This is a genomic window from Corynebacterium sp. NML130628, assembly GCF_001875665.1.
In the GTDB taxonomy this organism is placed as follows: Bacteria; Actinomycetota; Actinomycetes; order Mycobacteriales; family Mycobacteriaceae; genus Corynebacterium.
Window position 1 is genome coordinate 139,700 of record NZ_MLAL01000016.1, and the last position, 17,045, is coordinate 156,744.

General features: G+C 59.1%; 19 protein-coding genes. 16 read left to right on the forward strand and 3 right to left on the reverse strand.

The genetic code is table 11. The features are described from left to right. Window positions 1–27 precede the first annotated feature (27 nt). The 8 genes from rplS to BJP07_RS03630 all read left to right on the forward strand — a co-directional run bounded on the left by rplS (window position 28) and on the right by BJP07_RS03630 (window position 6,330). The gene (gene rplS, locus BJP07_RS03595) at window positions 28–375 is read left to right on the forward strand and encodes a 50S ribosomal protein L19 (protein WP_071566108.1); all 348 of its coding nucleotides are present in this window, start codon (window positions 28–30) and stop codon (window positions 373–375) included. A gap of 119 nt (window positions 376–494) precedes the next feature. Beyond that, on the forward strand, window positions 495–1,184 hold the full coding sequence (lepB, locus tag BJP07_RS03600; protein ID WP_083584091.1) for a signal peptidase I: 690 nt from the start codon (window positions 495–497) through the stop codon (window positions 1,182–1,184). A 25-nt stretch (window positions 1,185–1,209) separates the two neighbouring features. Beyond that, complete coding sequence (locus BJP07_RS03605; RefSeq protein WP_083584092.1) at window positions 1,210–1,860, forward strand: ribonuclease HII; 651 nt, start codon at window positions 1,210–1,212, stop codon at window positions 1,858–1,860. Further along, window positions 1,850–2,158, forward strand: a complete 309-nt coding sequence (locus BJP07_RS03610; protein ID WP_071566111.1) for a DUF2469 domain-containing protein — start codon at window positions 1,850–1,852, stop codon at window positions 2,156–2,158. The genes BJP07_RS03605 and BJP07_RS03610 overlap by 11 nt, the downstream gene beginning before the upstream one ends. Window positions 2,159–2,319: 161 nt before the next feature. Next, the gene (locus tag BJP07_RS03615) at window positions 2,320–2,679 is read left to right on the forward strand and encodes a YraN family protein (RefSeq protein ID WP_071566376.1); all 360 of its coding nucleotides are present in this window, start codon (window positions 2,320–2,322) and stop codon (window positions 2,677–2,679) included. Continuing rightward, on the forward strand, window positions 2,666–4,222 hold the full coding sequence (locus BJP07_RS03620) for a YifB family Mg chelatase-like AAA ATPase (protein ID WP_071566112.1): 1,557 nt from the start codon (window positions 2,666–2,668) through the stop codon (window positions 4,220–4,222). Before BJP07_RS03615 ends, BJP07_RS03620 begins: the two co-directional genes overlap by 14 nt. Next, window positions 4,219–5,403 carry a DNA-processing protein DprA gene (dprA, locus tag BJP07_RS03625; protein WP_071566113.1) on the forward strand — a complete coding sequence of 395 codons (1,185 nt, stop codon included), beginning with the start codon at window positions 4,219–4,221 and terminating at the stop codon, window positions 5,401–5,403. Before BJP07_RS03620 ends, dprA begins: the two co-directional genes overlap by 4 nt. Before the next feature lie 21 nt (window positions 5,404–5,424). Beyond that, window positions 5,425–6,330 carry a tyrosine recombinase XerC gene (locus BJP07_RS03630; protein ID WP_071566114.1) on the forward strand — a complete coding sequence of 302 codons (906 nt, stop codon included), beginning with the start codon at window positions 5,425–5,427 and terminating at the stop codon, window positions 6,328–6,330. Window positions 6,331–6,334: 4 nt separating this feature from the next. Here BJP07_RS03630 and BJP07_RS03635 read toward each other — a convergent pair whose 3' ends face one another. Then, complete coding sequence (locus BJP07_RS03635; protein WP_071566377.1) at window positions 6,335–6,832, reverse strand: M23 family metallopeptidase; 498 nt, start codon at window positions 6,830–6,832, stop codon at window positions 6,335–6,337. Between the two features lie 301 nt (window positions 6,833–7,133). Between BJP07_RS03635 and rpsB the strand changes: the two genes are divergently transcribed. The 3 genes from rpsB to pyrH all read left to right on the forward strand — a co-directional run bounded on the left by rpsB (window position 7,134) and on the right by pyrH (window position 9,918). Continuing rightward, window positions 7,134–8,048, forward strand: coding sequence for a 30S ribosomal protein S2 (gene rpsB, locus BJP07_RS03640; RefSeq protein ID WP_071566115.1), 915 nt, complete (start codon window positions 7,134–7,136; stop codon window positions 8,046–8,048). Window positions 8,049–8,214: 166 nt separating this feature from the next. Continuing rightward, window positions 8,215–9,033, forward strand: coding sequence for a translation elongation factor Ts (tsf, locus tag BJP07_RS03645; protein ID WP_071566116.1), 819 nt, complete (start codon window positions 8,215–8,217; stop codon window positions 9,031–9,033). A gap of 201 nt (window positions 9,034–9,234) precedes the next feature. Beyond that, window positions 9,235–9,918 carry a UMP kinase gene (pyrH, locus tag BJP07_RS03650; RefSeq protein ID WP_218160227.1) on the forward strand — a complete coding sequence of 228 codons (684 nt, stop codon included), beginning with the start codon at window positions 9,235–9,237 and terminating at the stop codon, window positions 9,916–9,918. Here pyrH and BJP07_RS03655 read toward each other — a convergent pair. Then, complete coding sequence (locus BJP07_RS03655) at window positions 9,915–11,012, reverse strand: amidase (protein WP_083584067.1); 1,098 nt, start codon at window positions 11,010–11,012, stop codon at window positions 9,915–9,917. The genes pyrH and BJP07_RS03655 overlap by 4 nt on opposite strands. Window positions 11,013–11,150: 138 nt before the next feature. On the opposite strand from BJP07_RS03655, the gene frr reads away from it, so the two are divergent. From frr to rlmN, 3 genes are read left to right on the forward strand one after another with little or no spacing between them, the layout of a single operon-like run. Continuing rightward, window positions 11,151–11,708, forward strand: coding sequence for a ribosome recycling factor (frr, locus tag BJP07_RS03660; RefSeq protein ID WP_071566118.1), 558 nt, complete (start codon window positions 11,151–11,153; stop codon window positions 11,706–11,708). A gap of 36 nt (window positions 11,709–11,744) precedes the next feature. Next, window positions 11,745–12,653 carry a phosphatidate cytidylyltransferase gene (locus tag BJP07_RS03665; RefSeq protein WP_083584068.1) on the forward strand — a complete coding sequence of 303 codons (909 nt, stop codon included), beginning with the start codon at window positions 11,745–11,747 and terminating at the stop codon, window positions 12,651–12,653. A gap of 20 nt (window positions 12,654–12,673) precedes the next feature. Further along, window positions 12,674–13,771 carry a 23S rRNA (adenine(2503)-C(2))-methyltransferase RlmN gene (rlmN, locus tag BJP07_RS03670; protein ID WP_071566119.1) on the forward strand — a complete coding sequence of 366 codons (1,098 nt, stop codon included), beginning with the start codon at window positions 12,674–12,676 and terminating at the stop codon, window positions 13,769–13,771. A 90-nt stretch (window positions 13,772–13,861) separates the two neighbouring features. Here rlmN and BJP07_RS03675 read toward each other — a convergent pair whose 3' ends face one another. Then, entirely contained in the window at window positions 13,862–14,302 is a 441-nt protein-coding gene (locus tag BJP07_RS03675) for a DUF2631 domain-containing protein (RefSeq protein WP_071566120.1), read from the reverse strand. Window positions 14,303–14,629: 327 nt separating this feature from the next. Between BJP07_RS03675 and dxr the strand changes: the two genes are divergently transcribed. Both dxr and BJP07_RS03685 read left to right on the forward strand, forming a co-directional pair. Then, entirely contained in the window at window positions 14,630–15,793 is a 1,164-nt protein-coding gene (gene dxr / locus BJP07_RS03680; RefSeq protein WP_071566121.1) for a 1-deoxy-D-xylulose-5-phosphate reductoisomerase, read from the forward strand. Between the two features lie 27 nt (window positions 15,794–15,820). Next, window positions 15,821–17,029, forward strand: coding sequence for an RIP metalloprotease (locus BJP07_RS03685; RefSeq protein ID WP_071566122.1), 1,209 nt, complete (start codon window positions 15,821–15,823; stop codon window positions 17,027–17,029). Window positions 17,030–17,045 lie beyond the last annotated feature (16 nt).

Sequence of the window (17,045 nt, forward strand, 5' to 3'; positions counted from 1 at the left end):
TGTCCAGAAACGTAAAGGATTGCTTCAATGAGCAACGGCATTATTGATCTTGTAGACGCAGGCCAGCTGCGCGACGACATCCCTGAGTTCCGCGCTGGCGATACTGTTGACGTCCACGTCAAGGTTATCGAGGGTTCCGTCACCCGTACCCAGGTATTCACCGGCTTCGTCGTTCGTCGTCAGGGCGACGGCATCCGCGAGACGTTCACGGTCCGCAAGGTTTCCTTCGGTATCGGTGTTGAGCGTACCTTCCCGGTACACTCGCCGAACCTTGAAAAGATTGAGGTTGTCCGCAAGGGTGACGTTCGTCGTGCGAAGCTGTACTACATGCGCGACCTGCGCGGCAAGGCTGCCCGCATCAAGGAGCGCCGCTAAGCGAATACTCGCTTCTCACGCTGCACCCCGCACGCTTACGCTTCGTAAGGTGCGGGGTGTTTCGTTGCGCTGCTAGAGTGTTGCGGGTGAACGAAAAGAGCGCATCCGAAGAAAAGTCCATGCCGTGGTACATCGAGATCCCGATGGTCGTTGTACTCACCCTGGTGTTTATCTTCGTTATTCAAACATTTATTGGTCGCCTATATGTGATTCCGTCTGCATCGATGGAGCCGACGCTGCACGGACAGGACGGTAAGGGCGATCGCATCTTCGTGGAGAAGGTGTCGTACTATTTCTCCGATCCGGAGCCGGGGGATGTTGTCGTCTTTAAGGGTACGGATTCGTGGAACACTGGATTTGTCACGAACCGTTCTGACAACCCGGCGATTGCGGGGTTGCAGGAGGTGTCGTCCTGGGTGGGGCTTGTCCCGAAGGATGAGAATACGTTGGTGAAGCGCATCATCGCGAAGGGGGGCCAGACGGTGTCTTGTCAGGAGGGCGACCCAGCGGTGATGGTGGACGGTAAACCGATTGATCAGTCGTACACCCTGCAGCCGAGTTACTACCCGGTGGACCCTGAGACAGGTTCGGATGCCTGCGGCGGCAACTACTTCGGCCCGGTGACCGTCCCGGAGGGCAATTACTTCATGATGGGAGACAACCGCACGAACTCGGCTGACTCTCGGTACCACCTTGGTGACGAGTATCAGGGGACGATTCCGGAAGAGAATCTGCGCGGTAAGGTCCTCGCGATCGTGTTCCCGATTCAACGCTTTGGTGGCGTCGACGATCCAGCGATCCAGCAGTAGCACGAAACCTGGTGTGTGAGCTGTGGTGCGGCGATTGAAGCAGCTGCGTACGTACGAGGTGGCGCTTGAAAAGGCCGGTCTGGGTCCAGTCGCAGGAGTTGACGAAGCGGGGAGGGGAGCCTGCTTCGGGCCGTTGACGGTCGCTGCATGTGTGCTGCCGCCGCAGCCGATACGGCAGCTTGAAGGGCTCACGGACTCTAAGCAGCTGACGGCGAAGCGTCGAGAAGCGCTCTTCGATGTTATTTGCAGGCACGCGCTGGCGTACTCGATTGTGCATGTGCCCGCTCGTGAGATCGATCATCGTGGTGTGCAACACGCCAACATCGACGGTGCCCGTCGCGCGGTTGCACTGTTGGAAACACAAGCCAGGTACGCACTCGTGGATGCGTTTCACATTGCGGGGTTGCCTGTGCCACAGTTGCCGATTGTCGGTGGGGACGGGAGCGCTCGCTGTATTGCTGCGGCGAGTGTGCTGGCCAAGGTGAGCCGTGACCGTTTGCTTGATGGGTACGCGGAGCAGTTCCCGGGCTACGGGCTTGAGCGGCACAAGGGCTATGGCACGAAGGCGCACATGGATGCGGTGCGCCGCCACGGGGCAACGCCGCAACATCGTTATAGTTATGCCAACGTGAGAACTGCCGTTGAGATTTACGAAGGGGGCACCCATGAGTGCTGAGGACCTGGACAACTACGAGGCTGACGTTGAGCTATCGCTGTACCGTGAGTACCGCGATGTCGCGAGTCAGTTTTCGTTTGTTGTGGAGACTGAGCGTCGCTTCTACCTTGCGAACGCTGTCGAGTTGATCCCGCACAAAGACGGCAGCGATGTGTACTACGAGGTCCGCATGTCTGACTGCTGGGTGTGGGATATGTATCGTGCTGTGCGGTTTGTCCGCTATGTGCGGGTGATTACGTATAAGGACGTCAATATCGAGGAATTAGATAAGCCGGACATCACGTTCCCGAACTCCTAGTCTGCTTTTCGACGTCCCCTCCGCCCCTCCCGCGCGTTGCCGTTAAGGAACCGTGGGAGGGGTTTTTGCGTCTAATCATGTACGCCTCTGCTGTGTGTTGAGGCGTGTTTGAACAAAAACGCTTTAAGAAAGAGGGGAACGAAAACATGCAGGAACCATGTATGGATCAGTATCAGCTTGGCCGTTTAGGCGAAGACGCTGTCCTGGAGGAGTACTTGGCATTGGGCTACACGTGCCTCGGTAGGCGAGTGCGGTGTAGGCAGGGTGAAATCGATCTGATTATGCAGGATGCGTACGGCACCGTGGTGTTCGTAGAGGTAAAAACCAGGCGTCTGCCTGGGTTTGGTTCCGTTGAGGCGGTGCACGCGAAGAAGATGATGGCGATGCGCAGCGCGGCTGCAGAGTGGTTGCGAAGTACCGAGGGTTTTTACGAGGTCCGCTTCGACGTTGTGGAGGCGATCTATCACGAGGACGGCTTTGAGTTCGAGTTTGTCATGGGGGTTGAAGATGCCGCTTGCTAGTACCTTGAGTGCCACAGTTGAGGGGATTCGGGCGCGCGTCGTGCGGGTGGAGGCCAATGTAGGGCCAGGTTTGCCTGGTACGCACATCGTCGGGCTTGCTGATGCCGCTGTGAAAGAGTCGCGCGAACGAATCCGAACCGCTTGCCGCAATAGTTCGTTGCCGTGGCCGAAGACGAAGGCGATGGTGTCGCTATCGCCGGCACATGTGCCGAAGGCTGGATCCCAATTCGACTTGCCGATTGCGCTGGCCGTGATGGGGAGTCTGGATCCCCGTGCGCAGCGGGCGCTATCGAGCACCTTCATCGTGGGAGAGCTCGCCTTGGACGGTAGTTTGCGGCCTGTTCCGGATGTTCTTCCTATGCTGCTGGCTGCTCAGGAGCTACTTGGCGAGGACGGCGGAATCGACCGCATTGTGGTCCCACGTGCGAACGAGCAACAGGCGCAGCTTGTGTGCCGTGGCGAAATCGTGCTGGCAGATTCGCTGGCGCAGGTGTGGGCCTGGTTACTCGGTGAGGAGATGCTCGAAGCAGCGTCCGCGTGTGTGCCAAACGCTGAGCGCGGGCGTCAGCCCGATTTTGCAGATATTGCTGGTCAAGGTCCTGAGCGCAGAATCTTAGAGATAGCTGCAGCAGGCGCGCACCACATGCTGATGATCGGCCCACCTGGTTCGGGAAAGTCGATGCTGGCTGAACGGCTGCCTTCGATCCTGCCTGTATTGGATGTTGAAGAGATGGTGACGTCAACCGCGATTCACGCGGCTGCCGGAATCTCTGGAGGTGGGTTAGTGACGCACCCTCCGTTTATCGCACCGGACCCGTCGCTGTCTAAGATCCAGCTCATCGGGGGTGGCAGTGGAGTGCCGCGCCCCGGCGCGGTGAGCCAAGCGCACAACGGGGTGCTGTTTCTCGACGAGGCCTCTGAGATCGCGCCCGCCACGTTGGATGCGTTGCGAATCCCCCTGGAGAAAGGCGAGGTGCGATTGCGCCGCAGCAATCGAGACGTGGTTTTCCCCGCTGATTTCCAACTCATTCTTGCGATGAACCCGTGCCCGTGTGGAAAGCCGGTTCACCACTGCCGCTGTTCTGGGGCACAGCGCGCGCGGTATGCACGCAGGATTTCGGGGCCGTTGCGGGACCGTCTCGATATGGTCTGTAGGACCTCGTTGGATAACGCGGTGCTGAACCCAAGGGGAGCGGAGTCTTCCGCGGACATCGCACAGCGGGTCGCGGAGGCCCGCGACCGCGCGTCACACCGTTGGCGGACGTGCGAGGAACACACGAATGGTGCGCTGACCAATGCGCGGGTGCCGGGGCCGTGGCTGCGTCGACACTTCCCAGCGCAAGAATCCGCGATGATGCTTCTCTCTTCGATGTTGGCGCGCGGAGAGGTAAGTCAGCGCGGGATCGACCGCATTCTGAAACTCTCGTGGACTCTGGCGGACCTCCAAGGGGAGTCGTGTCCGCACCTTGGCCACGTCGCGGAAGCTGTCGACCTGCGAGACGAGCAGACCGTGCCGACTCAGTATGAGGAGGTTCCCGCATGAGTTCGCTTGAATCGTGGGCCTACCTCAACCGAGTGATTGAGGGGCCGTCGACAACACTGTGGGCGCTTCGAAACGAGGGGTATAGCGCCGACGAGATCGCCGAAGGGGTGCGGACCCGCGCACCTTGGCTTGGCGATCTGGCCGCCGACACCGACGCGAGATACACCTGGGACCAGCCAGCAGAAGACCTCGCCACCGCAGCGGAGCATGGCTACACGCTCATTACGCCTGAGTCACCGGAGTGGCCGCGCGAACGGATTTATGAATCGTTCCACCTTGGAGCGAAGCTGAGCTTGGACGGTGAGGGCGCGACGGCACGCCCCGATGGCGTTCCCCCGCACGCGCTGTGGGTCCGCGGCAATACAAACCTGCCGGAACTACTGGAGAGTTCGATCGCGATCGTCGGTACGCGAGCGCTGAGCGCGTACGGGCATTCGGCCACTCGCGACATCGTGCACGGGCTGAAACGCTGGGGATACACTATCGTCTCCGGTGGGGCGCTTGGGATTGATGCGGCAGCCCATGATGCGGCACTCGACGCAGGCCTGCCAACCGTGGTGTTTGCCGCATGCGGGCCAGGCGTGACCTACCCGAGGCGCCACCAACAACTGTTTGACCGCATCGTCGCAGCAGGGGGAGCAATCATCACCGAATACAGCCCGGGCATGGCCCCGGAACGACACCGCTTCCTCACCCGGAACCGGCTTGTCGCCGGGCTTACCCAAGCCACACTGGTGATTGAAGCTGCCTACCGCTCAGGAGCACTCAGCACGCTGCGCTGGGCACAGTACTACCACCGAGGCACACTGGCGGTACCAGGACCGATCACCACCGCCGGATCAGTGGGGACCAACTTGGCCATCCACAAAGGCGAAGCCACGATGGTGCTGAACGCGACCTACGTCCATGAGGCAATACGCCTCGAAAACGGCGTGGATGCAGAGCAAGAACTCGCAGACAACAACGAGGCATCCCCGCTGCAGCTACTCACCCGCACCGAGATGCGCATCTACGATGCCGCGCCGAAGCACCACCGCGAAGGGCTCGCCGCGGAGGAAATCGCGAAGGCCGCGGCGTTGTCCCTGCAGGTGACCGTCAACGTGCTCATCGAGCTGCAAGGCAAAGGGCTTATCCAGCGAGAAGGCCAGCTATGGCGACGCAGCGAAACAGCGAAGCCTTAAGCAGCCGATACAATACGGAGCATGAGTAGCAGCCACGATCAGTCGTCCACCCAGTTCCTTACCGCGGTGGACGACTTCATCGACTACTGCCAGCACGTGAAAAACCGCGCAGCGGCAACCTGCAAAAGTTACAAGTCTGACCTCACCACACTCGCTGCCTACACCCCCGACCTTAAGTCGTTTACCATCGACACGTTGCGCCGCTGGCTTGCCGACGCCGTCCAAGCCGGTAAAGCGCGCTCTACCATCGCACGCCGCACCGCATCCGCACGAGCATTCTCCACCTGGGCCTACCAACACGGCTACATCGCCAAAGACGAAGCCGCCCGCCTGCGCACCCCAAAGAAACAACGCAAATTACCCACCGTGCTCAGCGCCCCCGCCACCGAAGAACTCATTCGCCCACACAGTGACGCACCGCAAGACATCCGCGACACCGCCATCCTCGAACTGCTCTACGCCAGCGCAATCCGAGTCGGCGAACTCGTCGCCCTCAACACCGAAGACCTCGACCTGCACACCAACACCGCAAGAGTCACAGGCAAAGGCAACAAACAACGCATCGTCCCATTCGGAACCAACGCACACAACGCACTGACCGCATGGCTTCACGACGCCCGCCCCGCCCTCGCCAACGAAACCAACACAGGACCCACCCCGCTCTTCGTCGGCAACCAAGGAAAACGGATCGACCAGCGCCAAGTACGCCGAATCGTCGAGCGCGCCGGGCAGCAGGCAGGACAGACGAGCGTGACGCCACACTCACTGCGGCACACCGCGGCTACGCAAATGCTTGAAGGTGGCGCTGATCTGAGAATGGTGCAGGAGATGCTTGGCCACTCCAGCCTGCAGACCACACAGATTTACACCCACGTCTCCTCGCAGAGGCTTACGCAGATCTACAATCAGGCGCATCCCCGGGCGTAACTGTTTACCGTGTTGGTTTGAGCCGAATGGTGGGCGTCGATAAGAGGGACAGCGGGTTGATATAGGTGTCCTTTGCGACGAGCGCACCCCAGTGCAACCCATCCTGCATGTGTGCCTGCGGCCTAGTCGGGCGAGCCAACGTCCCAATCACCTCGCCGGTCTTTACTGCATCACCTTGTCGCACGCGGGCGTGCACCGGCTGGTAGGTAGTGCGGATTCCGTCAAGATGGTCGATGCTGATAACGGGAGTGCCCGCCACATTGCCGACGAACGCCACTGTCCCCGCGTCAGCGGCGAGGACTGGGCTACCGATTCGCAGCGCAAGATCAACCCCGCGATGTCCCGGCATCCAGTTCTTCTCCGGGATCTGTGCGGGTCGGGTAATCCGGGTTGCGTGGGGGAGACCTGTAGTCGGGTCGACGTACGCGAAAGCAGGAGCTGTGGACAATCCTGCGCAGAGCAATAAAGGGAGTAAAGCCGTCCATCGAAAAAGTGCATGCATGATGCTATTGAGCCCCGACAGCACGGTACGCGGCAAGCTCCTACACGAAAATGCTGTGGACAAAAATCAACCTGTGGATAACTGCAGAGGTTTCTGCAGGTCAAATTAGGTAACCAAGGCGGTTTCGACTATGCTTGTCAAAGCAACTTTTCGAAGTTGACTACGCGCGCCGAATAACGCCAGCTCAGCAATGGTCCCGCAGTATGAGGGTGTTGAGAAGGTGCGGTGCTAGGGCGAGGGATAAAACCCTCGCAGTACATGAACATTAACCGAACGAGATTACTCCAAAGGAGAAATTCCCATGGCAGTTGTAACCATGCGCGAACTCCTCGACGCAGGTGTGCACTTCGGCCACCAGACGCGTCGTTGGAACCCGAAGATGCGTCGCTTCATCTTCACCGACCGCAACGGCATTTACATCATCGACTTGCAGCAGACGCTGACCTACATTGACGAGGCTTTCGAGTTCGTCAAGGAAACCGTTGCACACGGTGGCACGATCCTGTTTGTTGGTACGAAGAAGCAGGCGCAGGAGCCTATCCAGGAAGAGGCTCAGCGTGTTGGTATGCCATACGTAACGCACCGCTGGCTCGGTGGCATGCTCACCAACTTCCAGACCGTTTCCAAGCGTATCGGCCGTATGAAGGAGCTCCAGGCTATGGATGCTGCTGAGAACGGCTACGCAGGTCGCGGTAAGAAGGAAGTCTTGATGCTGACCCGCGAGCGCCAGAAGCTTGAGCGCGTTCTTGGCGGCATTGCTGACATGACCAAGGCACCTTCCGCTCTGTGGGTTGTTGACACGAGCAAGGAGCACATCGCGGTCAACGAGGCTAAGAAGCTGCGTATCCCTGTTGTTGCTGTTCTTGACACCAACTGTGACCCAGATGACGTCGACTTCCCAATTCCGGGCAACGACGACGCTATCGGCGCAGTCAAGATCCTGACCCACATCATCGGTGAGGCAGTCATCGCTGGTAAGCAGCAGCGCGAAGAGCGTCAGCTGGCATCCGCACGCGAGGCCGCAGGCGACACCGACGCGAAGCACCAGGCAGAGGTCGCAGAGGCCGCTGCGCAGGCTGCTGCCTCCGCTGAGGTTTCCGCTGCAGACGCTGCGAAGGCAGCTGCTGAAGCAGAAACTGCTGCGCCGCAGGAGGTTGCACCAGTAGAGCAGCCACACGCTGTTCGCGCTGCAGAGCAAGCTCAGCAGGCTAAGTAACTCCGCTCGCAGGACGCACGAAGCGTGTATCCTGCATAGCGAGTGTGACACCCCGCGTCCTGTTCACGTCCTGGATTATGGGCGCGAAATGGGCGTGGGGTGTTTTGCTTGAAGCATAATTTTACGACGTATTTATCCACTACTGTACGAGGAGGATCGCCCGAATATGGCGAACTACACTGCTGCTGACGTTAAGAAGCTGCGTGAAACCACCGGCTCCGGCATGCTCGACTGCAAGAAGGCGCTGGAGGAGACCGGCGGCGACTTCGAGAAAGCCGTCGAGCTGCTCCGTATCAAGGGCGCAAAGGACGTGGGCAAGCGCGCTGAGCGCAACGCTCTGGAGGGCCTCGTCGCTGTCTCTGGCAACACCATCGTCGAGATCAACTCTGAGACCGACTTCGTTGCGAAGAACGACGAGTTCAAGACCATTGCTGGCAAGATTGCTGACGCCGCTGCTGCTGTGAAGGCAAACAGCCAGGAAGAGCTCGCAAATGCTGACGTCGACGGCGAGACCGCACACGACGTCCTTGAGCGCCTCTCCGCGAAGATCGGCGAGAAGCTGGAGCTGCGTCGCGCTGCCACCATCGAGGGTGACCAGCTGGCGAAGTACCTGCACCAGCGTTCCGCTGACCTGCCACCAGCTGTTGGCGTTCTGGTTGCCTACAACGGCGACAACGCTGAAGCTGCACACCAGGTTGCGCTGCAGATCGCTGCGATGAAGGCTCGTTACCTCAAGGAAGAGGACATTCCGGCTGAGGTTGTCGAGAAGGAGCGCGCTGTTCAGGAAGAGATCACCCGTAACGAGGGTAAGCCTGAGGCAGCCATCGCGAAGATCGTTGAGGGTCGTATGGGTGGCTTCTTCAAGGACGTTGTCCTTCTGGACCAGCCTTCGCTTGCTGACTCCAAGAAGACCGTGAAGCAGTTCGCGGAGGAGAACGGCATCGAGATCACCGACTTCGTTCGTTTCGAGGTTGGCCAGGCATAAGCCTGATGCTTTTCACCGCTGGTGTAGAGGGGTTACCCTCCGCCGGCGGTTTCTTTTGTGCCCAGTTGCTACAAAGCTATGCGAGATCGCTAAGATCGGTCGGGAATAGAATTGTCCTCTACGGCTCGAATTGGCCAACTCTCAAGGAGTGTCCTCACAGTGTCAGAACTTGCGTCTACTCGCACGGGATTCAAACGCGTCATGCTTAAACTGGGCGGTGAAATGTTCGGTGGCGGAAAAGTTGGTATCGACCCGGACGTTGTCGAAAGCGTCGCCTCGCAGATCGCTGAAGTTGCCCAGTCCGGAACCGAGGTAGCTGTCGTGATCGGTGGCGGAAACTTCTTCCGTGGTGCTGAGCTGCAAAAGCGCGGTCTTGACCGCGCTCGCTCCGACTACATGGGCATGCTTGGCACCGTGATGAACTGCCTTGCGCTCCAAGACTTCCTGCAGCAAAAAGGCGTCGATTGTCGCGTGCAGACTTCCATCAACATGGCTCAGATTGCTGAGCCGTACTTGCCGCTTCGTGCAGTCCGCCACCTGGAGAAAGGCCGCGTTGTCATCTTCGGCGCCGGCATGGGTATGCCATACTTCTCCACGGACACCACGGCCGCACAGCGTGCCCTGGAAATTGGTTGTGAGGTCCTGCTGATGGCCAAGGGCGTCGACGGCGTTTACGACGACGACCCACGTACCAACCCAGACGCACAGCTCTACAGCGAGGTATCTCCTCGCGAAGTGCTGGAAAAGGAACTCAAGGTTGCCGACGCCACCGCGTTTTCGCTGTGCATGGACAACAACATGCCGATTCTGGTATTCAACCTGCTCAAGGAAGGCAATATTGCTCGTGCGGTGTCCGGCGAGCAAATCGGCACGCTCGTTTCCTAGAGGGCATCGGGGAGTCCGAAGCGTTCGACGGTGCGCGCTACCGAAAGGAGTGCGCGCCCGCCAACAGTGACTGATCCAAGGTGGAGCGCCCCGACTGCAACGGCGGGGCTGCCCATCACATTGAACAGCGTGCACCAAGGCGTCCACACTGTCTGCCGATAGAAGCTCTCTTCCGGGGTGAGGGAGGAGAAGTAGCCAATTGACGGGGGATCAAACGCAATCGTTGGGGTGAGTACGATATCCACATCCCATTCGTGTTGCACGTGTCCAAGTAAGTGTCTGAAGTGTTCGTGAGCGTTGTGCAGCGCCGCAGGGGAGACCGTGCGGCCCTGCTCACGCATCCATGCGAGATAGGGGTTCTCGAGTGGCTCTACCTTGCAGAAACTGTGTGTGATGCGGTGCTTGAAATGCTCAAAAGTCACTTGTGCGTCCGCGTAGGGGCGAAGCAACACAACCTCATGATGTTTGCCTAGCTCGTGTGCGGCCGCATCGAGGGCGTCGCCGCGCCCGCTCGACACGGTGGTGTTGGCGAAGAGGCCGTCGATAAGTACGCCGATGCGAAGTTTGCGTACCGGGGTGGGGTGGTGGCCGTAGAGTTCAAACTGGTCGATGACACTGCGGGTGATAAACCCTTGGGCGACCGGGGCATGCGTGCCAGGCTTATAACCCACGACACCGCAGGCCGCGGCGGGCACACGCAACGAACCCCCTGCGTCAGTACCATGCGCTGCGCGGTAGAGCCCGCTTCCGACGAGTACCCCCGCCCCGGCTGAGGAGCCACCAGGAGTACAACCGGGGAAGATGGGCGACTGTAGCGTCGGCGAGTGAGCTTCCTCCGCATAGCACGTCGCCCCAAGCTCAGCTGTCAGAGACTTTCCGGGGATGGAGGCTCCAGACTCCAGCAACGCAGCAACAATCGGGCTGTGCTTCTCCGCAACGACTTTCCGTGCTGGGTTGCCATGAGACGTGGGCATTCCGGCAACATCCGTCCCGTCCTTGATCGGAATCTGCCACGACGACAGCCTTCCTTGGCCGGTACGCAATGGGGTCGGGGGCGAGTAGACCAACGCGGCACTGGCGGGGGAGTAAAGCATGGGGACAGTCTAGGCGTCACGAGCGCCGATTTCTTCTGGTCCCGGCGAAGCCGCGACACGTCCCACCCGGGAACGCTGGTAGATTGGTGTGCGACTTACTTGTCCCCAAACACTTTGTACAGAAGAAGTGGAGAAAAAATGATTGATGACGTGTTGCTTGATGCCGAAGAGCGAATGAGCTCCTCTGTTGATTTCACCCGCGACGACCTGGTAACAATCCGTACAGGTCGCGCTAACCCAGCGATGTTTAACGGCGTCATGGCTGACTTCTATGGTGCCCCGACGCCAATCAACCAGATGGCGACGATCTCCGTACCTGAACCTCGCATGCTGCTGATCAAGCCGTACGACATGTCGACGCTGAAGGAAATTGAGACCGCCATCCGTAACTCCGATCTCGGCGTGAACCCGACGGACGATGGACAAGTTATCCGCGTCACGATTCCGCAGCTGACGGAGGACCGTCGCCGTGACATGGTCAAGCAAGCCAAGCAGAAGGGCGAGGACGGCAAGATCGCCATCCGTAACGTCCGCCGCCACGGTATGGAAGCACTGAAGAAGATCCAGAAGGACGGCGACGCGGGCGAGGACGAAGTGCAGACCGCAGAAAAGGCGCTGGACAAGACCACCCAGAACTACGTTGCACAAATCGATGAGCTGGTTCAGCGCAAAGAAGCTGAACTGATGGAGGTCTAAGGCCTGGGTCCTGCCAGCAACAGAAAGCAACGCTACGTGAAACTCTCGACAGATCAATCAGAACCATCAGGCTGGCCCCGCATTACGGCTCCGAAGCCGAAGAATGATGCGGGCAGGAACCTGCCGGCTGCCATCACGACCGGGGTTATTCTTGGCGCTATCGTGATTGCCGCCGTGTGGGTTGGCCCTATGGCGTGGTACCCACTTGTTGCGGTCGCCGTAGCAGGCGGGATGTGGGAGGTGCTCACCCGGTTACGGGAAGCTGGCTATCAGCAGCCGCGTACCCTCTTGATTATCCTTGGCCAGATCATGGTGTGGTCTTCTGCTGTGTACAAGACTGCGGGCGTGGTCGCTGCGTTCGCATTCACGGTGCTGTTCTTGATGTTCTTGCGGCTGTTCGACCACGGTCGACACCAAACGCCGACGAACTATCTACGAGATACCGCAGTGGGCGTGTTCGTCCTGGCTTGGATTCCATTATTCGGCAGTTTTGCAGCAATGGTTTCGCTTATTGACGAAGGCTCTGTAAGCGGTTCGGCGTTCATTGTGGCATTCATGTGCTGCGTAGTCGCCTCTGACGTTGGGGGATACGCTGCCGGCGTGATGTTTGGGTCGCACCCAATGGCGCCAGCGGTGAGCCCGAAGAAGTCCTGGGAGGGCTTTGCCGGATCGATGGTGTTCGGGATCATCGCGGGAACTGCGGTGGTTACCTTCCTCATTCAAGGGCCGTGGTGGATGGGCATCTTCCTGGGGGCCGCCCTGGTAGTGTGCGCGACGATGGGTGACCTTGTTGAAAGCCAGTTCAAGCGCGAGCTGGGCATCAAAGACATGTCTCAGATTTTGCCTGGGCATGGTGGCCTGATGGACCGCCTGGACGGCATGTTGCCAGCAGCGTGCGCAACGTACATTCTGCTGAGTGCTTCTGCATGGATGAATCCGTTCTAACGTGCAAAGATGGGGCAATCATGACTGAGACCCCAACATTGCCACTGCTGACCCCCAAGTTTGGTATGCCGCCGAAGCACTTCGCTGACCTGAGCAGCGAGGAGCGCATTGAGGCGCTGAAGTCCCTCGGGCTACCTAAGTTCCGCGCAGACCAGATCGCGCGCCACTATTACGGCAAATTTGAAGCTGATCCGCTCACGATGACGGATCTGCCTGCTGCGCAACGCGAGAAGGTGAAAGACGCCCTTTTCCCGACGCTGCTGACCCCGGTTCGGCGCGTAGAAACCGACGAGGGGGATACCACCAAGACGCTGTGGCGCTTGCACGACGGCATCCTGTTGGAATCCGTGCTGATGCGCTACAAGGATCGCGCGACGCTGTGCATTTCATCGCAAGCAGGTTGCGGGATGGCGTGCCCATTTTGTGCCACAGGCCAGGGCGGGCTCGATCGAAACCTGTCTACTGCCGAGATCGTTGACCAGGTTCGCGCTGCCGCAGCAATGATGCAGGAAGAAGGCTCCCGGCTTTCTAACATCGTATTCATGGGGATGGGAGAGCCCCTAGCGAACTATAAGCGGGTAGTCAGCGCAGTGCGCCAGATTACTAGCCCGGCGCCGCAAGGCTTCGGGATTTCGCAGCGTAACGTCACCGTTTCGACTGTAGGTCTTGCGCCACAGATTCGAATGCTTGCCGACGAAGGCCTCTCCTGCACGCTGGCGGTTTCCCTCCACACCCCAGATGATGAGCTCCGTGACACTCTCGTGCCGATGAACAACAGGTTCTCTGTCCAAGATGTGCTGGAGGCTGCACGGTACTACGCGGATACGACGGGGCGTCGTGTCTCCATTGAGTACGCGCTGATCCGTGACATTAACGACCATGACTTCCGTGCAGACATGCTCGGTAGAAAGCTTCACGCGGTGCTCGGGCCGTTGGTGCACGTCAATCTCATCCCGCTGAACCCGACACCGGGTTCGAAGTGGGACGCGTCGCCGAAGGCTCGGCAGGATGAGTTTGTGCGACGCGTTATCGCGCAGGGCGTCACATGCACGGTTCGTGATACGAAGGGGCAAGAGATAGCGGCGGCGTGTGGCCAGCTTGCCGCGGAAGGCGAGTAGCCTTCGGGCTCGGTTCTGAGAAAAGCAAACGGCGCCACGCCCTCACTCAGGTGTTGGGGGTGGCGCCGTCGCGTTAGCTAAAGCGAGCTGCTAGTGAATGCTCTGCTGCTGCGCACCGCGCAGTGCGTTGAGACGTGCTGGGTCAATGTTGAGCGCGCGCAACTCGTGCTCATCGAGCTCAGCGTACGGACCAGTCATCGTCTGCTGGGCGTAGATCCAGTCTGGTTCTTTATGACCAGCGGGCTTGTTGTGCGAGGTGACCGTGCGGACTTGGCTCAGCTTTGGCTGAAGACCGTGGAAGATCAGGCCCACTGCGATCAGCACTGCGAGAGTGAGTAGCCAAATAGTCTCGACGTGGCCGTGGTGGTTGCCGAAGTTGTACGCGAGCAAGAAGATCACCGAGATCCACCCTGCGAGTTGAATCGTGCGCGGCTTGAACGCGCTCCACCCGAAGCGGGCGGAAGGGACATCAGCTTCAGAAACGCCGTTATATACCTGTGGAGCCTTGTCCTGAGGGTGAGCCACTGCCATTCTCCTTGAGCTGTAGTTGTCCGCTTGAAGGAAGCAGCCTTTGGATGCAACCAATAAGGGACATGCTAAATCTGTGTGTACTGTGCATTATCTTTTCATATTGTGCGGCCTGATGGCACGGCGTAGCCCCCAATGAGTTCAAACTTTCGCACCATCGTGCAGAGTATATGTGGTCGGAGGATTGCGTACCGGTACGATGCCCGGCCAACGGAACGGCAGATAATTCCCGTTACTGTATGCACACCTAGCGCCTATTTAGGGGGCACGGGACTGTCTAAAACAGTTGAAAAGGAAACTAAGTGTCCATTTTTGCCGTGACGTGCCACAATAGAAGTTGTGAAGAAGGTTCTGATACTTGGATCGACAGGCTCTATTGGCACACAGGCGCTCGATATTATTCGTAAGCACCCTGAAGACTTTGAGGTTGTCGGCATTGCGGCAGCCGGGCACAACCCTGAGCTTGTTATCCAACAGGCGCAGGAGTTTAAACTGCGCCCAGAACAAATTGCTGTCCAGCAGCTTGATCCCGCGAAGGATGTTTCTCGTGCCGTAGGCGACGTCATCATTACGGGCGAGGATGCTGCTGCGGTTCTCGTTGAAATGCAAGATGCTGACATCGTCCTGAACGCGCTTGTCGGTGCTGCGGGGCTTGAATCGACGCTCGCAACGCTTCACAAAGACGGCGTCTTGGCGCTTGCGAACAAAGAATCGTTGGTCGCTGGCGGGCGTTTCGTGATGGAGAAAGTGAAGCCTGGCCAACTCGTGCCAGTAGATTCTGAGCATTCCGCGATGGCGCAGTGCTTGCGCGCTGGAAGTCGCGCTGACGTGTCGCGATTCGTGCTCACTGCGTCGGGCGGTCCGTTCCGGGGATGGACCAGGGAACAGATGATGGAAGCGACGCCGCAGCAGGCTGGGCAGCACCCGACGTGGTCGATGGGCACGATGAACACTCTTAATTCCGCGACCATGGTCAATAAGGGGCTCGAGCTCATCGAGGCGACGCTATTGTTTGATATCGCGCCTGACGTCATTGATGTTGTAGTGCACCCCCAGTCCGTTGTGCATTCGGCGATTACGTTCGCAGACGGTGCAACGATCGCCCAGGCATCACCGCCATCGATGATGCTGCCTATTGCGCATGCGCTCGCCTGGCCAGAGCGTATTCCTGGCGCGCAACCAGCCTTGGACTTTTCGCAGGCCAGTGATTGGACGTTTGAGCCGCTTGACGACGACGCGTTCCCAGCCGTGCGTCTCGCCAGGGAGGCAGCCGCGATGGGGGATCCCTACCCAGCGGTTTACAACGCCGCGAATGAAGTAGCGGTCGAGGCGTTCCTCACCGGCAAGATTCGGTTCCCGCACATCGTGGACGTCGTTAGTTATGTCCTTGACGCGGCTGGGGCGTTTGCATTTGCGCCGACATCTATCGAAGATATTCTTCACGTAGATGCTGGTGCACGCCGGGCAGCAAAGGAAGTTATCGCCCAGCTGTAAGCCAGCCTGAATGGCAAGGAGCAGCGAGTGGGCATTGTAGGAATCATACTTTTTGCTCTTGGCATTACCGTTTCCATCGCGCTCCATGAGGCGGGGCACATGTTCACTGCGCGCGCGTTTGGGATGCGTGTTCGCCGCTACTTCGTGGGGTTCGGGCCGAAGCTCTGGTCCGTGAAGAAGGGGGAGACGGAGTACGGCGTCGCGGCGCTCCCGCTTGGCGGGTTTTGTGATATCGCTGGGATGACTGCTCAGGATCCGGTGAGCGCCGACGAGGCACCCGTGGCGATGTACCGCAAACCCTGGTGGCAGCGTGTGGCGGTGCTCAGCGGTGGGATCGCGATGAATCTTCTGATTGGCGTTGTAGTGCTGTACTTTGTTGCAGTGTTTGCAGCGATCCCGAACCCGTATGCAGATTGGACCCCAACTGTGGGAGAGCTGCAGTGTGCACCCGACCAAATTAACGAGACTCAGCTGGGTGAATGTACTGGCAATGGTCCCGGTTATGACGCGGGGCTGCGCGAAGGCGACAAGCTGCTCGCAGTTGATGGGGAAGATCTCAAGTCATTTCCGGAGCTGCGAGATTACGTGATGCGCCGCCCGGGCGAGACTGTGACGCTGACCGTGGGTCGCGACGAGACACAGCTCGACATCGACGTTCCACTCGCCACGGTGACCAGGATTGATCCGGCAACCGGTGCTTCTTTTGACGCTGGCGCGATTGGTGTGACGAGCGCCCCTGTGGAAGACGCAATGCGCCAGTTCGCGCCGTTAGAAGCTGTACCAGCTACGGCAGCGTTTACGGGGCAGATGCTCAGCGCGACGGTGCAGGGGCTTATCGCGTTCCCGTCGAAGATCCCTGGAGTTGTCGCCTCAATCTTCGGTGCGGAGCGTGAGCTCGATGGCCCAGTAAGTGTCATTGGTGCCTCCCGCGCGGGCGGAGAGTTAGCGCAACAAAGTATGTGGTCGATGTTTTGGATGATGCTGGCCAGTCTCAATTTCTTCCTCGCGCTTTTCAACCTGATCCCGTTGCCGCCCCTGGATGGCGGGCACATCGCAGTGGTGCTTTACGAGCGAATCCGCGATGCGCTACGTCGGTTGCGCGGGCTTGAGCCCGGTGGCCCTGCGGACTACCGCAAGTTGATGCCGTTGACGTATGCGATGGCTGCGGCACTGTTGACAATTGGTGCGTTTGTGATGCTTGCGGATGTGGTCAACCCAATCAAGCTGTTTGGGTAGCAGTGCTAGAGTAGGC

Bases quoted from the DNA above. Each gene is read 5' to 3' on its own strand.
- BJP07_RS03635 (WP_071566377.1), bottom strand. From the start codon at position 6,832: ATGCATGCACTTTTTCGATGGACGGCTTTACTCCCTTTATTGCTCTGC.
- BJP07_RS03620 (WP_071566112.1), top strand. From the start codon at position 2,666: ATGCCGCTTGCTAGTACCTTGAGTGCCACAGTTGAGGGGATTCGGGCG.
- BJP07_RS03630 (WP_071566114.1), top strand. From the start codon at position 5,425: ATGAGTAGCAGCCACGATCAGTCGTCCACCCAGTTCCTTACCGCGGTG.
- tsf (WP_071566116.1), top strand. From the start codon at position 8,215: ATGGCGAACTACACTGCTGCTGACGTTAAGAAGCTGCGTGAAACCACC.
- rplS (WP_071566108.1), top strand. From the start codon at position 28: ATGAGCAACGGCATTATTGATCTTGTAGACGCAGGCCAGCTGCGCGAC.
- pyrH (WP_218160227.1), top strand. From the start codon at position 9,235: ATGCTTAAACTGGGCGGTGAAATGTTCGGTGGCGGAAAAGTTGGTATC.
- BJP07_RS03610 (WP_071566111.1), top strand. From the start codon at position 1,850: ATGAGTGCTGAGGACCTGGACAACTACGAGGCTGACGTTGAGCTATCG.
- rpsB (WP_071566115.1), top strand. From the start codon at position 7,134: ATGGCAGTTGTAACCATGCGCGAACTCCTCGACGCAGGTGTGCACTTC.
- frr (WP_071566118.1), top strand. From the start codon at position 11,151: ATGATTGATGACGTGTTGCTTGATGCCGAAGAGCGAATGAGCTCCTCT.
- dprA (WP_071566113.1), top strand. From the start codon at position 4,219: ATGAGTTCGCTTGAATCGTGGGCCTACCTCAACCGAGTGATTGAGGGG.
- BJP07_RS03655 (WP_083584067.1), bottom strand. From the start codon at position 11,012: ATGCTTTACTCCCCCGCCAGTGCCGCGTTGGTCTACTCGCCCCCGACC.
- lepB (WP_083584091.1), top strand. From the start codon at position 495: ATGCCGTGGTACATCGAGATCCCGATGGTCGTTGTACTCACCCTGGTG.
- BJP07_RS03615 (WP_071566376.1), top strand. From the start codon at position 2,320: ATGGATCAGTATCAGCTTGGCCGTTTAGGCGAAGACGCTGTCCTGGAG.
- BJP07_RS03675 (WP_071566120.1), bottom strand. From the start codon at position 14,302: ATGGCAGTGGCTCACCCTCAGGACAAGGCTCCACAGGTATATAACGGC.
- rlmN (WP_071566119.1), top strand. From the start codon at position 12,674: ATGACTGAGACCCCAACATTGCCACTGCTGACCCCCAAGTTTGGTATG.